Genomic DNA, 13984 nt, shown 5'->3' with positions numbered 1-13984 from the left:
TTGAAGGAAGTATTCTTTCGATAGCCGAAGACACTCATTCCAAACGCGTGCCGACTCCCGATTGCAGGCCACCAGCCGTTCGAGATCCTTCTTGGAGGCACGAAAGGCGATTTTTTGACCGCGAAGCATTGAGATTCCTCCCTTTCCCTACAGCTTGGTTAAGACGATTATAGCACATACGTTCTGTTTTAGAAAGAAAAACATCCGATTCATCCCCCACCTACACTTCGCTTAGAGGTGGGAGACTTCTCGGTGAATGTGTTAAATATAATTTCAAAAAGCCAGCGCACATACACTGGCTTTTCTCAAACATTAATCAAACGTAATCTCTTTCACTTTCTCCTCGTCTAGACGTTTAATCACTTCGACAAGCAGTTTCACCGTATTTTCGTAGTCGTCGCGATGAAGCATCGCCGCATGCGAGTGGATGTAGCGCGTCGGGATGGCGATCGTGAGCGCCGGAACACCGCTTGCTGTCATATGAATGGCGCCCGCATCTGTTCCTCCCCCAGGCATTGCGTCAAAATGGTACGGGATGTTCAGTTCTTCTGCAACATCGATGACGAACTCACGCAACCCTTTATGCGACACGAGCGTCGCATCGTATAACACAATGTGCGGCCCGGCGCCAAGCTTGCCCATCGCTTCCTTTTCAGACACTCCCGGTGTATCGCCGGCAATGCCGACATCGACGGCAAACGCAATATCCGGCTGAATGAAGTTCGCCGATGTTTTTGCACCGCGCAAGCCCACTTCTTCTTGCACCGTGCCAACGCCGTATACAACATTCGGATGCTCGATATCTTTCAGCTGCTTTAATACATCAATTGCGATCGCACAGCCGATGCGGTTATCCCACGCTTTGGCAAGCAGCATTTTTTCGTTGTTCATCACTGTAAACTCAAAGTATGGAACGATCGAATCGCCCGGGCGCACGCCCCATTCCATTGCCTCGTCGCGGCTTGTTGCGCCGATGTCGATGAACATATCTTTAATTTCTACTGGCTTTTTTCTTACTTCCGGAGGTAAAATATGCGGCGGCTTCGAACCGATCACACCAGTGATATCACCATTCTTTGTCATAATGGTAACACGCTGAGCCAGCATGACTTGTCCCCACCAGCCGCCAAGCGGTTGAAAGCGAATAAATCCTTTTTCATCGATTTGCGTAACCATAAAACCGACTTCATCTAAATGGCCGGCAACCATAATCTTTGGACCGTTTTCTTTTCCTGTTTTTTTCGCGATTAAGCTGCCGAGCCCGTCTGTCATCACTTCGTCGGCATAAGGAGTTATGTATTTCTTCATCACTTCCCGCGCTTCTCTTTCGTTTCCAGGCACACCTTTTGCGTCGGTTAACTCTTTTAACATCGTTAAAGTCGCATCCAATTTTGTCATGCTCAAACCCCTTTCACATCTACTCCATCCCCATTATACCTAAACATGAGTCAATGTACAAAATTTGTTAATAATTCTGATTTTGCCGCTCATGGTTGACCTCGTTTTTTTGTGTATACGCCCGCTCGATTTGTTCGGTCGAAAAGCCGAGCTGTTCGCCTAAATATAAATATTCAGCAAATAGATGTTCATAGTTTTCAAATGATTTTGCTTCATAAAATTGATTAACAGCTTGATAGACGCACAAAAACTGTTCAATCGGCGACGAACACAATTTTTGGCTGCGGTTTCCGCCAAACGTAAATCCACAATCAAGCCCGAGCGATAAAATAAAATGCAACCCATCCACATATTCTTCTAATATTTTTTCTTGCGACGCCGGCGGCTTGACGCTCCAAAACTTAAAGCAACGCGTTTCATTCGCAAGCTCGCCAAGTTCGACTAAGAGCGCTAATACCTTTTTATCAACAAGGTTTTCCTGCTGTAATCCGTGTTGTGTTTCAATCCGTTCATCAAGTTGCCGTTGCAATGAGTAAAGCAATGGAATATTCATCTCATTTCCCCCTCTGTTACCAATACAAAGTAATAGATGTGTAAATATCTATAACAGCAAGCATAGGTAATCCGTAGCGGAACACACGATGTTTTGTTTTATGCCGAAAGCTATACATGCCAGCTGTTGCTCCCACCGCACCGCCAGCGAGTGCCAGAAGCCAAATCGTCCGTTCGGAGATGCGCCATTTTCGATGTTTCGCTTTATGCTTATCAATTGCCATCGTCAAAAAACTAATGATATTGATAAACACGATATACCATCCCATCATGATCGCCACCTTGTTTATGAAAAATGACCATTCTCTTAAGCGAGAATGGTCACTTACATTTTCGATTTCCTTACATTATTTATTTAAGTTGGCTTTCGCAAGATCCGCAAGCTGTGCGAATGCTGCTGCATCGTTAACTGCCAAATCAGCAAGCATTTTGCGGTTCACTTCTACGCCCGCAAGCTTTAAGCCGTGCATTAAACGGCTGTAAGAAAGGCCATTCATGCGAGCTGCCGCATTGATACGAGTGATCCAAAGTTTACGGAAATCGCGTTTCCGTTGACGACGGTCACGATACGCGTACATCAACGATTTCATTACTTGTTGATTCGCAACTTTATATAAACGATGTTTTGAACCGAAATAGCCTTTTGCAAGTTTAAGAATTTTTTTGCGACGTCTGCGCGTTACTGTTCCGCCTTTTACACGTGGCATTTGTATTCCCTCCTACGATTATGTTTCGTTCCAAAAATTATTTTAAGTTGTCAAGCAATTGACGAATGCGTTTGAAGTCGCCAGAAGATACAAGCGTTGCTTTGCGAAGTTTGCGTTTTTGCTTTTGCGTTTTGTTTGCAAATAAGTGGCTAGTAAACGCATGAGAACGTTTAAGTTTACCAGTACCCGTCTTTTTAAAGCGCTTTGCAGAGCCTCTGTGAGTTTTCATTTTTGGCATAGGGTGTATCCTCCTCGTTCAATTATTTATCGTTTTTCGGCGCTAACACTAAAAACATGCTGCGACCGTCCATTTTTGGTGCAGATTCCACAATGCTAATATCGGCGCATGCTTCAGAAAAACGATCTAGCACACGTTGACCGATCTCTTTATGCGTGATCGCCCGTCCTTTAAAGCGAATCGTCGCTTTTACCTTATCGCCTTTTTCAAGGAACTTGCGCGCGTTGCGGAGCTTTGTGTTAAAGTCATGCTCTTCAATTGTCGGGCTTAAACGCACTTCTTTGACGTTAATCACCTTTTGCTTTTTGCGCGCTTCTTTTTCTTTCTTTTGTTGCTCAAAACGGAATTTGCCGTAATCCATAATGCGGCATACCGGCGGTTTCGCGTTTGGTGCTACCATGACTAAATCAAGGTTCAGCCTTGCAGCAATCTCCAACGCTTCCTGCTTCGATTTAATGCCTAGCTGTTCACCGTTTGGATCGATTAAACGAACTTCGCGCGCACGAATGCCTTCGTTAATGATAAAATCTTTGCTAATAACTAGCCACCTCCAAGGTTTTTTCGCGAATGACTTGTTTGCATGAGCACCCTCTCGCGGAAAACGGGACGATAGCGCTCGCCTCCGCTTTCCGTTTTGTCTAGCTGTGGCGGCTAACTCTCTTGTGCGAAATAATCTTCCCCTTCGAGGTGCAAGCACCTCTTCAGGTGAAGAACATTTCGCTTCGAGAGCTATTCTCGCCGCCTTCGCTTTTCGAACAAAAAAGCATGGATGCATACGACACCCATGCTTATTACGATCGAAATATATAAGAAACGAACCGTAACAACCTGCCAACAGCCATCTGCGTCAAACAGGTGAGAAGCCGGGTGCTTCTGCTTTTGTCACAAACAAGTATTCTATTCGACTTATAAAGCATAACACACTGGAAGCAGCATGTCAATATTTGCTTATTGCGAGTTCCCTTTCGACACAACGATTTTCATTATATCGAATGTTTCTATATTTGACAATATGTTTTTTTATTTTTTAGCGGCGCACTTCTGCTTTTAATGCATCGATAAAGGCGTCAAGCGGCATCGTTTCGCTTTTTTGTTCACCATATTTCCGCACATTGACAGCTTGTTCTTTTACTTCATTGTCGCCGACAACAAGCATGTAAGGAATTTTTTGCATTTGCGCTTCGCGAATTTTATAGCCGATTTTCTCGTCGCGCTCGTCGACTTCGACGCGGAATCCTTGCGACTGCAACGCTTCTTTCACTTGATATGCGTAGTCGGCATGGACAGCCGGCGCTACTGGAATGACTTCGACTTGTACCGGCGCAAGCCACGTTGGGAATGCTCCTTTATACTCTTCAATTAAGAAAGCAACAAAACGTTCCATCGTTGATACGACACCGCGGTGGATCACAACTGGACGATGCGGTTTTCCGTCTTCGCCGATATATGTTAAATCGAAGCGTTCCGGCAGCAAGAAATCGAGCTGAACTGTTGACAGCGTTTCGTCTTTTCCAAGCGCCGTGCGCACTTGCACGTCTAGCTTCGGACCGTAGAACGCTGCTTCTCCTTCCGCTTCGTAATATTCAAGTCCGAGTTCGTCCATCGCTTCGCGCAGCATGCTTTGCGCTTTTTCCCACATCGCGTCATCATCGTAATATTTTTCTTTATCTTGCGGGTCGCGGTACGACAAGCGGAATGAATATTCGTTTAAGCCGAAGTCTTTATATACTTCAAGAATTAAATTGACAACTCGTTTGAATTCGTCCTTGATTTGATCCGGGCGAACGAAAATGTGGGCATCATTCAATGTCATGCCGCGCACGCGTTGAAGTCCTGTCAGCGCTCCTGACATTTCATAGCGATGCATCGTTCCAAGCTCAGCAATGCGGATTGGCAGTTCGCGATAGCTATGAATTTTGTTTTTATACACCATCATATGATGCGGGCAGTTCATCGGGCGCAGCACCAATTGCTCATTATCCATCTCCATCGGCGGGAACATGCCGTCTTGGTAATGATCCCAGTGGCCGGATGTTTTATATAGCTCGACGCTTCCCAACACCGGTGTATACACATGTTGGTAGCCAAGTTCTAACTCTTTATCAACGATATAACGTTCAATCGTGCGGCGAATCGTTGCTCCTTTTGGAAGCCATAGCGGCAAGCCTTGTCCCACTTTTTGTGACGTTGTAAACAGCTCAAGTTCTTTTCCAAGTTTGCGGTGGTCGCGCTCCTTCGCTTCTTGAAGCAGGCGAAGATGCTCGTCCAAATCTTCTTTTTTGAAGAATGCTGTTCCATAAATGCGCTGGAGCATTTTGTTTTTGCTGTCGCCGCGCCAGTATGCACCCGCGATGCTTAAGAGTTTAAATTCTTTAATTTTGCCTGTCGATGGCACATGAACGCCGCGGCACAGGTCAAAAAATTCACCTTGCTCATAAATCGAAACAACTTCACCTTCAGGAATATCATTAATTAATTCTAACTTTAAGTTATCGCCGATTTCCTCATAGCGGCGAATTGCTTCTTCGCGGCTGACCTCTTTGCGAACAATTTCTAAGTTTTCTTTTACAATTTTTTGCATTTCTTTCTCAATTTTTGGAAGGTCTTCTGGCGTTAACGACTCTTCCATGTCAATATCATAATAAAATCCGTTTTCAATGACGGGACCTACGCCAAGTTTTACGTTTTTGTAGAGACGTTTAATTGCTTGCGCCATTAAATGAGCTGTGCTATGGCGCAAAATTTCCAGAGCTTCTGGCATATCTTGCGTAATAATCGCAATCGTCCCATCATCGTGAATCGGTGTGCGCAAATCAAGCAATTTATCGTTTAATTTCCCAGCAATCGCTTTTTTCTTTAAGCCAGGGCTGATCGAAGCGGCAATATCTTCTGTCGTTGTGCCTTTCGGAAACTCCTTTACCGCACCATCAGGAAATGTAATTTTGATTACCTCTGACATCGCTATTTCACTCCTTTTTTAAATTAAAATAAAAAACTCGTCCCAAAATAAGGGACGAGTTGAATTCGTGGTTCCACCCTTCTTCCCATCGCTTGCATAAAAAAGCAATAAACGATGGCTCGAATCGCATAACGGTGCTTTCCGTCAGCAATTACTAGATCGTAGCGAGTTTGGACTGCCTACAGCTTTTCTGCCGCGGTCGACATGCTATATGCATGTCGACCAGCCATGCGAACCGCATGGCTCCCCTCGAACAATGAACACTTTATGGGCAAATGAATTTGCCAGTTGGCGTTATTGTTCGAGGAAAGCGGCAGAAAAGCAAAAATAACTCCTACAATTGTTCACTGCTGAAGTTCCGAGGTGGTAAGTGCATTTTTCGTGTTAGGAAGGTTTCAGCCGATGCCTTCCCTCTCTGGAAACCGTAAAAATACACCCGTGTCCTCATCATCACTGTCTCATATGTTCGTTATGTACGTAATTATAGAATGAGAGCTTAGAAAAATCAAGTCGGCGCATCATTCATCGACAAAATCGCCTCGTATTTCGCAAAATCGTTTAATTGGCAAAAACAAATCCGCTCTTGAAACACATTTTGAATCGTTTGAATCATGCCGTCATCTGGATTTGACGTATATAAATAAATGGTACGCGGGGCGATAGACACAAGCGGTGCTAACACAGAAGAATCGATATACATTGGTTGGTTTATGCTCAAATTTCGATCAATAAGTTGTTTTAGTTCTTTTTTTGTGACTAAACAAAGTTGTTCATCAAAAAAAAGAAAATCTGGTGAACGATGAACAAGATGGACAGTTGACCACTTTTCTTTACGCTCCGCTACATAATCGCGCAACATTTGTACAAAGTTTTGATATTCTTGTTCTAATTTATATTCGTCAATAGCTAATTCGACATAGTAATGCAAACGTTCGGTATATTGCTTGAGCCGAAAAGTAACAAAGGATGTAAGCGAAAAGGAAAGACCGTCCCTTACAAATTGTAAAAGAGCGTTCATAATGATCGCTTCACGCGAAATAGTCGGTTGTTTACTGCTTCGATAGTCGTGCCGTTCACCGTCAAGAAATGAATGAGCGAGCTGCAAAATTTGTTGTTGCTCTTCTTCGTTTTTGAAATAAAATGTATCCGAAATAATGGAAAGCAGCAGTCGATCTTCGACAAAACGAAGAATAAAATCATTGATCGCTGGTACTATATGCGATGAAATCACTTCGTCAGAACGCTCGTGTATGTAAATCTTAACAATGCAGCCGCTACGATGTTCAGTTTGAAAAAGTGGACGGTCCCCTTTGTTCCTCTTTTCGTTTAAAAGATTGGAAAACTTCTCTGCATCGTTCTCTTGTTCAAAATAAATTTCAATCAACGTTGTCCCCCCTTTATAAGTGAATGCTTGTTCTATATATATGGGAGGACAAGTTGATTTAGAATCAGAAAAAGTCCATTAGTACCTAGCTGTTTTTATCAAGCCGACGGTTTCTTCCCTTAATCTCCACCGGGTGCGACAAATAACGGATACGTTCCATAATACGGGCTGCTTTCATCTGCTCTTCTTCGCCCCGCTGTGAATATGTTAAATGATGGGCTAATCGCTGCAAGTCAAAATTGGAAGTGAAAAAAGTTGGCAAATTCTCAAACATGCGGTATTGCAAAATCGGACCTAGTAAGTCATCGCGCACCCAGCTCGACATGGACTCAGCTCCGAGATCATCAAGCATTAAAATCGGCACTTTTTTAACGTATTCGAGCTTCTCATTCATCGTCTGATCTTGCCACGATCCTTTTAATTCCCGAAAAAACTCTGGAACATAGACGATGAGAGACGAAATATTTTTTTTCGCAAGCGCGTTAGCAATAGCGCCAAGAATGTATGTTTTTCCAACACCGAATGACCCGTACAAATAAAGCCCTTTCATTTTTTTGCCCGGCTCATAGTTCGCCACAAACTGTTCCGCTAGTTCAATCGCCTTCATACGGCCATCGTCGGCGAGATCCACATCAGACAAAGAGGCTTGTAAAATTTCGCGCGGTACAAATAAGCTTTGAATGAGCGATTCCTGCCGCTTTCGCTCGTCATATTTCACTTTCGTCGGGCAACGGTCGTATTGAATAGTGATCGCATTTCCTTGCAAAATAAGATGCGGATGGTAGCCCTTCAACAAATTCGTGCATCGATCTAAATTAGGACAGCGCTCGCAATGTTTGCTTTGCTGAATGAATTCATATAGCTTAATTAAACTTCTCTCTAACATAGAGTCTGTTATTTTTCCTTCGTGCTCGCGTAAAAACGCTTGCACCTCCCGATGAGAAAGAATTTCGTTTTTTAATTGCGCATATCGCTCCTGAAAATCTTTCCGGCTAAGCAGACGATTGATGAATTGGTTGATTTGTTCCATCGTTCCCACATCCTATTGTCGTTTACTCGTTTCGATACTTTTTAAGTCGTTCCTCCAGCTCTCGACGCTTTTGTTCTAGATCGATCTGTTCATTCGGCTCGGTTTCTTTTTGACTATAATCCATGTTGAGCCATTCAGGCAACATTTCTTTGCGAACCACTTTTTTTGTCGTTTTCTTTCCTTTTTCGTTCGCCCAACTTTGATACTTCTCCGCTTCCTTCTTCGCAAGTTCCATTGCTTCTTTCACCGTACGAACCTTTTTTCTCGCCCAGTGTCCCGCAATCTTTTCTACATATGCCTTTGATAGCTTCATGTCCGTCCGCAGCATGACATAATGAATAAGAACATTGACAACCCCAGGAGGCAATTTTTGCTGAAACATGACCTCTTCAATTAATTTCAAATCGCTCGCGAGTGGTTCCGCGCCACCGGAAATATCGCTGAGCAACTGGCGCGGCGAAATCGTCTCAAAGTATCGAATCAGCTTTTCTTCCTCCGTTTTCGGTTCTGTGTTTGTCATTGTTCGTTGAGAGAGCGGTTGAACACGCGTGCTTAAACTCGGTAATTCTTCTCCGCGTTCAAATTGATACCAATCGCGTGCTGCTTTTCGCAGCGCTTCGACATCAATCTGTTCTGTCGGGTCAATGACGTCCAGCACCAGTTTTTGCATCTCTAGTGGATCGATTCCGTATAAAAATGACAGCTTTTTAATCGCTTCGCGCACTTTTGCCGTAATCGCTCGTTTCGGAACCATTTGCTTTGATAGGCCGGCAAAAAATAAATCAAAATCAAATATTTCATCTTGAAGTTCATACGTTTCCGGCCGCCGTCCGATATATTCACGGCCATCCGAAAGCCACAAGTCGCTTTTCGCTTCGTCGTTCATAACAGCAATCATTTGTTCAGGATGGACCGAATAAAATATGTCGTTAAACGATCGGGTAACTGGATAAAATTGTTTTTTATCAATTGAGGGGATAGAAAAAAACTGCTTTAACTTTTGGAATTTATTTCGTCCTACCCGATTATAAAGAAAGATGTTCAGCACGCCATCCGTGAAAAAACGTTCTGGTGTAAGAGGTGGCTGCAATTCGTAAATAAATAGCTTCGGGTCTTTTGTACGGTCCACATACGTTTTTACTAATCCGATCCCTTCTAGCTTTAGACGTTCTTCATAAATGTCTTTTAAACTGCACTGCATAATCGACATAAGGCTATGATGCGTTGTTTCTTCTCCACAAAATTGCTGGTCCAGCTCTCCCCAAAGAGTCATGTATAAACTGAAGGCCCTTGAACCAATTAAAGGCTGGTATAACAAAGTTACAACTTTTCGATCAAAATCGTGTAAAATTCCGCTGCTACGCACTATGTAACGATCTACAGGAATCAGTTCTTTCCAATGATGTTCCATGCTATCGACCTTCCCCAACCCAACAGAGTAAAAAAAGGGCTTGTCCGCATGACGATATAAGCCCTTTAATGCTGCTCTTTTTTAATTAACTCTTTTAATTCTTCAATAAATACGTTTAAATCTTTAAACTGTCGATAAACCGACGCAAAACGCACATATGCCACTTCATCCACTTTTGAAAGCCGCTCCATCACCATTTCGCCGATCGTTTCACTCTTGATTTCTGCTACTCCGCGGTTGCGCAATTCCTTTTCAATTTCTTGCGTAATATGTTCTAATTGTTCTAATGCTACAGGACGTTTCTCGCAGGCTTTAATCAATCCTCGCAATATTTTGTCACGGCTAAATTCTTCTCTCGTTCCTTCTTTTTTGACAACAATAAGCGGCATTTCCTCAACTTTTTCAAATGTTGTGAATCGATAGTGACATTGCTCGCACTCTCTTCTTCGGCGGATCGAACGTCCCTCGTCAACGGGGCGCGAATCAAGCACTCTTGTGCCATTATGGTGGCAAGATGGACATTTCACATGAACCACTCCGTTTTTATGCTTTTATGCTCATTATGTTCATCCATGAATTCCTGAACCGATATAAGGGAGACGTTTGTCTATTTTTTCATATAAATCAATAATGACGCGGCGGCTCCATCCAAAGTCGAACGGAAGCACTTTTGTATCAGTCGTCACAGAAAAATCGATGGCGGTTTCAAACGGTCGAACAGAAATCACCGTAATGACGATAAACGCTTTCTTTCCACGGCGAGTAGCGACGCTAAACTCCCCTCGCTCTTCGGAAACGGACAGCAATTCGTACTCGGCGGAAGACGCGATGAGTTCTTTGACGACCTTTATGGCATTGGCGCCCGTTGTTTTGTAATAGCGGCTCCGCAATTGCTCATCCTCGTGATGTTCTTTTGTTTCACAATGATTCGTCAATGCGTATTTTAGCTTATTCCAAACGCTCATTTTTTGCCGCTCCTTGTCTTATTCTTTACTAATTATGATACCATTAGTTCCCCTTATATGTACAATACAAAAAAAGAGGTGCAATACGACACCTCTTTTATTTCTGCTCATTATAAAACTTTTGCGTTTTTCAATTCAATCGGACCCATTCCGCGCGGGAATTCGATCGTTTCGCGCGTTTGTGCTCCCAACGCTTCAGCGATATAATCAGCGGCAATCGTTGGATCTAAATGTCCGCAAGTATAAACGTCGATGCTGGCATAGCCATGTTCCGGAAAGCTATGAATGGTTAAGTGAGACTCCGAAATGATGACAACACCGCTTACTCCTTGTGGAGCAAACTTGTGAAATGCTACCTCACGGATTTCTGCACCAGATTTCAATGCAGCATCAACAAATGTTTTTTCAATAAATTCGATATCATTTAGCTTATCAAAATCGCATCCCCATAATTCTGAGATAACGTGACGACCCATTGTGTCCATCTAAATCATCCCCCTTTATCAATTTTACAAAAAAATAAACATGAATTTCTTTTGCATAATGGCATGTATAACTACCACGGGGGAAAGTTAGTCCAAAGAGGTCCTAACCCTTTAAGTAGTCACATTACCGCGCGTTTAAGAAGTTCACGAAACATAGTATACTTTGTTTGTTTTTGTTTTGCAATACACTTTTTTTATTTTTTTCACCCAAAATTACAAAAGCGCTGATCCTTGATCAGCGCTTTCCGTTATTATGCATTTACCTTGAGATTTTCCATCATTTTGCTTGCCACTAAATTTGTTAAATCGACGACGCGGCAAGAATATCCCCATTCATTGTCATACCATGCAAGCACTTTTACTTTACGTCCTTCCATCACCATTGTTGATAGTCCGTCGATAATTGCCGAATGTGGATTTGTATTGAAATCAATCGAAACAAGCGGTTCTGTCGTAAAGTCAAGAATGCCTTTTAACGGCCCATTAGCTGCGCGCATAAATACTTCATTCACTGCTTCAACCGTCACTTCTGTCTTAAGATCGACGACGAGATCGACTAGTGAGACGTTTGGCGTTGGAACGCGAAGAGCCATTCCATGCAGTTTGCCTTTTAGATGTGGCAATACAAGCGCCAAAGCTTTCGCTGCCCCTGTCGTTGTCGGGATGATCGATTGTCCGCAAGAACGAGCACGTCTTAAATCTTTATGTGGATTGTCGATATTTTTTTGATCGTTTGTGTAAGCATGAACCGTTGTCATAAGGCCATTTTCAATGCCGAACGCTTCATCTAATACTTTAACGACTGGAGCCAAGCAGTTCGTCGTACAAGAAGCATTCGAAATGATGAAATGTTGGTCTACATCCAGCATTTCTTCGTTGACACCCATAACGATCGTAATATCCTCATTTTTTCCCGGAGCCGTTAAAATGACACGTTTTGCTCCAGCCTCTAAATGAAGGCTCGCTTTTTCTTTTGAGTTAAATTTGCCAGTTGCTTCAATGACAATATCAATTCCTAATTCTTTCCAAGGAAGTTCTTTCGGATCGCGTGAGCTTAAAAGTTGGATTTTTTTGCCGTTAACAAGAAGTCCGTCCTCAAGTGCGACTACTTCCGCGTCAAATTTCCCATGGTTGGAATCATATTTTATCAAATGAGCCAGCGTTTCAGCCGGATAGCTCGCATTAATCGCAACGATATCAAAGTTCTCCGCATCAATGGCACTTCGGAACACCATTCTTCCGATTCGTCCAAACCCATTAATCGCTACTTTTGCTTTCATCAAATTTTCTCCCCTCAAATATATGTTATACTAATTGTCGTATATCCGTATAATTAGTATAACATATATTTGATATTTGTATAGAGCAAATCCTACAAAAAATAAAAAAAAGACGTCCTATTTTTACAGGACGTTCCATTGTTTTAAAATATATAAAAGTTGTTCTCTCGTTTCATCGACAGCACCGTTATTATCAATAACTGCGTCGGCATACACTTTTTTTTCAATCAGCGGCATTTGCGAACGAATGCGTGCCGTGGCATCCGTTTTCGATAATCCGTTCCGCTTCATCAACCGTTCAAGCTGAATCGCTTCATCTACATATACAACAATCACTTTATCCACAAGATGAGTAAGATTGCTTTCGAATAAAAGCGGAATATCAAGGACGACCGTTTTCGCTCCGCTTTGAATATAGGACTCCCTTTGCGCCATCATTGTTTTTCGGACAGCCGGATGAACGATAGCGTTGAGCTGCTTTCTTTTTTCTTCGTTGTTGAAAACGATCGATCCTAGCTTCGCGCGATCAATTTCTCCATTTTCCTGAAGAATGTCGTTTCCAAATACCTCAACAATTTGCCTGTATGCTTCTTCGCCCACATTGACCACTTCTCTGGCAATTACATCCGCGTCAACTACTGGAATGCCGTATTCTTTCAACATGCGCGAAACGGTGCTTTTTCCGCTCGCAATCCCTCCTGTTAATCCGATCGTTAACGCCATTTTTCCCTCTCCTTACCGTTATCGTTGACATTGCTTGCAATAGTGGGTGCCGCGACCGCCAATTTTTATTTTTTGTACAGGAGAGCCACACCGCTTGCATGGCTCTCCTTGACGGCCATAGACAAACAACTGCAACTGAAACGTTCCGATCTCCCCTTGTGTATTCACATACGTACGAACGGTGCTTCCACCTTTTTCGATCGCTTCCTGCAATGTGGCAATAATTTCATTATGAAGACGTTCAATTTCTTCATTTGTCAACGAAGCAGCAATCCGCTCCGGGTGAATTCCGGAGCGAAACAGCGTTTCATCGACATAAATATTGCCAAGCCCGGCGACAACAGTCTGATCTAAAAGTACGCTTTTAATTTTTCGGTTCGTTTTTTGCAGCTTAACCGCCAACTCTTCGTGAGTAAACATCGGCAAAAACGGCTCTGGTCCTAACTGCGCTAACGGCGGTTGCTGTTCTTCTTCCCCTATTTGAAACAGATGCATCGTCCCGAATTTTCTCACATCGCGATAACACAATTCTGTTCCGTCCGTAAATTCAAAAACGACATGCGTATGCGGCGCAAGCGGCGTACCGGTTGTTTGCAGAAGATAGCGCCCTTCCATACGTAAATGGGAAATGAGCACATAATCGGTTAACATAAATTTCAAAAATTTTCCTCGACGTTCAATGTTATGAATCGTTTGTCCTTTCAACCTTTTAGCAAACAATGTGATATCGCTTGGCTTTTTTATAATATTCGGCCAAAACACTTTAACATCATGAATGGTTTTGCCAATCGTCAATGGAATGAGTGTCCGTTTGACGGCTTCGACTTCTGGCAATTCTGGCATCGATGATCA

At 43.0% G+C, this 13984-nt stretch carries 16 protein-coding genes and 1 other annotated feature; all 16 genes read right to left on the bottom strand.

What is annotated here, in order from left to right:
* Nucleotides 1–312: 312 nt before the first annotated feature.
* Nucleotides 313–1398 carry a M42 family metallopeptidase gene (locus N667_RS0114270; protein ID WP_027410205.1) on the bottom strand — a complete coding sequence of 362 codons (1086 nt, stop codon included), beginning with the start codon at nucleotides 1396–1398 and terminating at the stop codon, nucleotides 313–315.
* A gap of 67 nt (nucleotides 1399–1465) precedes the next feature.
* Nucleotides 1466–1951 carry a dUTP diphosphatase gene (locus N667_RS0114265; RefSeq protein WP_027410204.1) on the bottom strand — a complete coding sequence of 162 codons (486 nt, stop codon included), beginning with the start codon at nucleotides 1949–1951 and terminating at the stop codon, nucleotides 1466–1468.
* Between the two features lie 16 nt (nucleotides 1952–1967).
* Nucleotides 1968–2219, bottom strand: coding sequence for a DUF1294 domain-containing protein (locus N667_RS0114260; protein ID WP_027410203.1), 252 nt, complete (start codon nucleotides 2217–2219; stop codon nucleotides 1968–1970).
* 78 nt (nucleotides 2220–2297) lie between these two features.
* On the bottom strand, nucleotides 2298–2657 hold the full coding sequence (gene rplT, locus N667_RS0114255; protein ID WP_027410202.1) for a 50S ribosomal protein L20: 360 nt from the start codon (nucleotides 2655–2657) through the stop codon (nucleotides 2298–2300).
* A 37-nt stretch (nucleotides 2658–2694) separates the two neighbouring features.
* Nucleotides 2695–2895, bottom strand: coding sequence for a 50S ribosomal protein L35 (gene rpmI, locus N667_RS0114250; RefSeq protein ID WP_027410201.1), 201 nt, complete (start codon nucleotides 2893–2895; stop codon nucleotides 2695–2697).
* 22 nt (nucleotides 2896–2917) lie between these two features.
* Nucleotides 2918–3433, bottom strand: a complete 516-nt coding sequence (gene infC / locus N667_RS0114245) for a translation initiation factor IF-3 (RefSeq protein WP_084279233.1) — start codon at nucleotides 3431–3433, stop codon at nucleotides 2918–2920.
* 213 nt (nucleotides 3434–3646) lie between these two features.
* Nucleotides 3647–3780, bottom strand: a sequence feature (ribosomal protein L20 leader region).
* A 142-nt stretch (nucleotides 3781–3922) separates the two neighbouring features.
* Nucleotides 3923–5854: a threonine--tRNA ligase gene (gene thrS / locus N667_RS0114240; protein ID WP_027410199.1), complete on the bottom strand. Its 1932-nt coding sequence runs from the start codon at nucleotides 5852–5854 to the stop codon at nucleotides 3923–3925.
* A gap of 505 nt (nucleotides 5855–6359) precedes the next feature.
* A complete protein-coding gene (ytxC, locus tag N667_RS18775; protein WP_035099010.1) occupies nucleotides 6360–7238 on the bottom strand; it encodes a putative sporulation protein YtxC in 879 nt (292 codons plus the stop codon).
* A gap of 85 nt (nucleotides 7239–7323) precedes the next feature.
* Nucleotides 7324–8268 carry a primosomal protein DnaI gene (dnaI, locus tag N667_RS0114230; protein WP_027410198.1) on the bottom strand — a complete coding sequence of 315 codons (945 nt, stop codon included), beginning with the start codon at nucleotides 8266–8268 and terminating at the stop codon, nucleotides 7324–7326.
* Between the two features lie 22 nt (nucleotides 8269–8290).
* Nucleotides 8291–9679 (bottom strand): replication initiation and membrane attachment family protein, encoded by a 1389-nt coding sequence (locus N667_RS0114225; RefSeq protein WP_027410197.1) that lies wholly within the window; start codon nucleotides 9677–9679, stop codon nucleotides 8291–8293.
* 65 nt (nucleotides 9680–9744) lie between these two features.
* A complete protein-coding gene (nrdR, locus tag N667_RS0114220; RefSeq protein WP_027410196.1) occupies nucleotides 9745–10206 on the bottom strand; it encodes a transcriptional regulator NrdR in 462 nt (153 codons plus the stop codon).
* 39 nt (nucleotides 10207–10245) lie between these two features.
* The gene (locus N667_RS0114215) at nucleotides 10246–10644 is read right to left on the bottom strand and encodes a hypothetical protein (RefSeq protein ID WP_027410195.1); all 399 of its coding nucleotides are present in this window, start codon (nucleotides 10642–10644) and stop codon (nucleotides 10246–10248) included.
* A gap of 110 nt (nucleotides 10645–10754) precedes the next feature.
* Nucleotides 10755–11129 carry an adenosylmethionine decarboxylase gene (gene speD, locus N667_RS0114210; RefSeq protein ID WP_027410194.1) on the bottom strand — a complete coding sequence of 125 codons (375 nt, stop codon included), beginning with the start codon at nucleotides 11127–11129 and terminating at the stop codon, nucleotides 10755–10757.
* Nucleotides 11130–11380: 251 nt separating this feature from the next.
* Complete coding sequence (locus N667_RS0114205; protein ID WP_027410193.1) at nucleotides 11381–12409, bottom strand: glyceraldehyde-3-phosphate dehydrogenase; 1029 nt, start codon at nucleotides 12407–12409, stop codon at nucleotides 11381–11383.
* Between the two features lie 123 nt (nucleotides 12410–12532).
* Nucleotides 12533–13132: a dephospho-CoA kinase gene (coaE, locus tag N667_RS0114200; protein WP_027410192.1), complete on the bottom strand. Its 600-nt coding sequence runs from the start codon at nucleotides 13130–13132 to the stop codon at nucleotides 12533–12535.
* A gap of 18 nt (nucleotides 13133–13150) precedes the next feature.
* Nucleotides 13151–13975 (bottom strand): DNA-formamidopyrimidine glycosylase, encoded by an 825-nt coding sequence (gene mutM, locus N667_RS0114195; protein WP_027410191.1) that lies wholly within the window; start codon nucleotides 13973–13975, stop codon nucleotides 13151–13153.
* Between the last annotated feature and the right edge of the window lie 9 nt (nucleotides 13976–13984).

Origin of the sequence: Anoxybacillus tepidamans PS2 (assembly GCF_000620165.1) — a bacterium.
GTDB lineage: Bacteria > Bacillota > Bacilli > Bacillales > Anoxybacillaceae > Anoxybacteroides > Anoxybacteroides tepidamans_A.
This window is presented reverse-complemented; position numbering and strand designations above follow the sequence as displayed.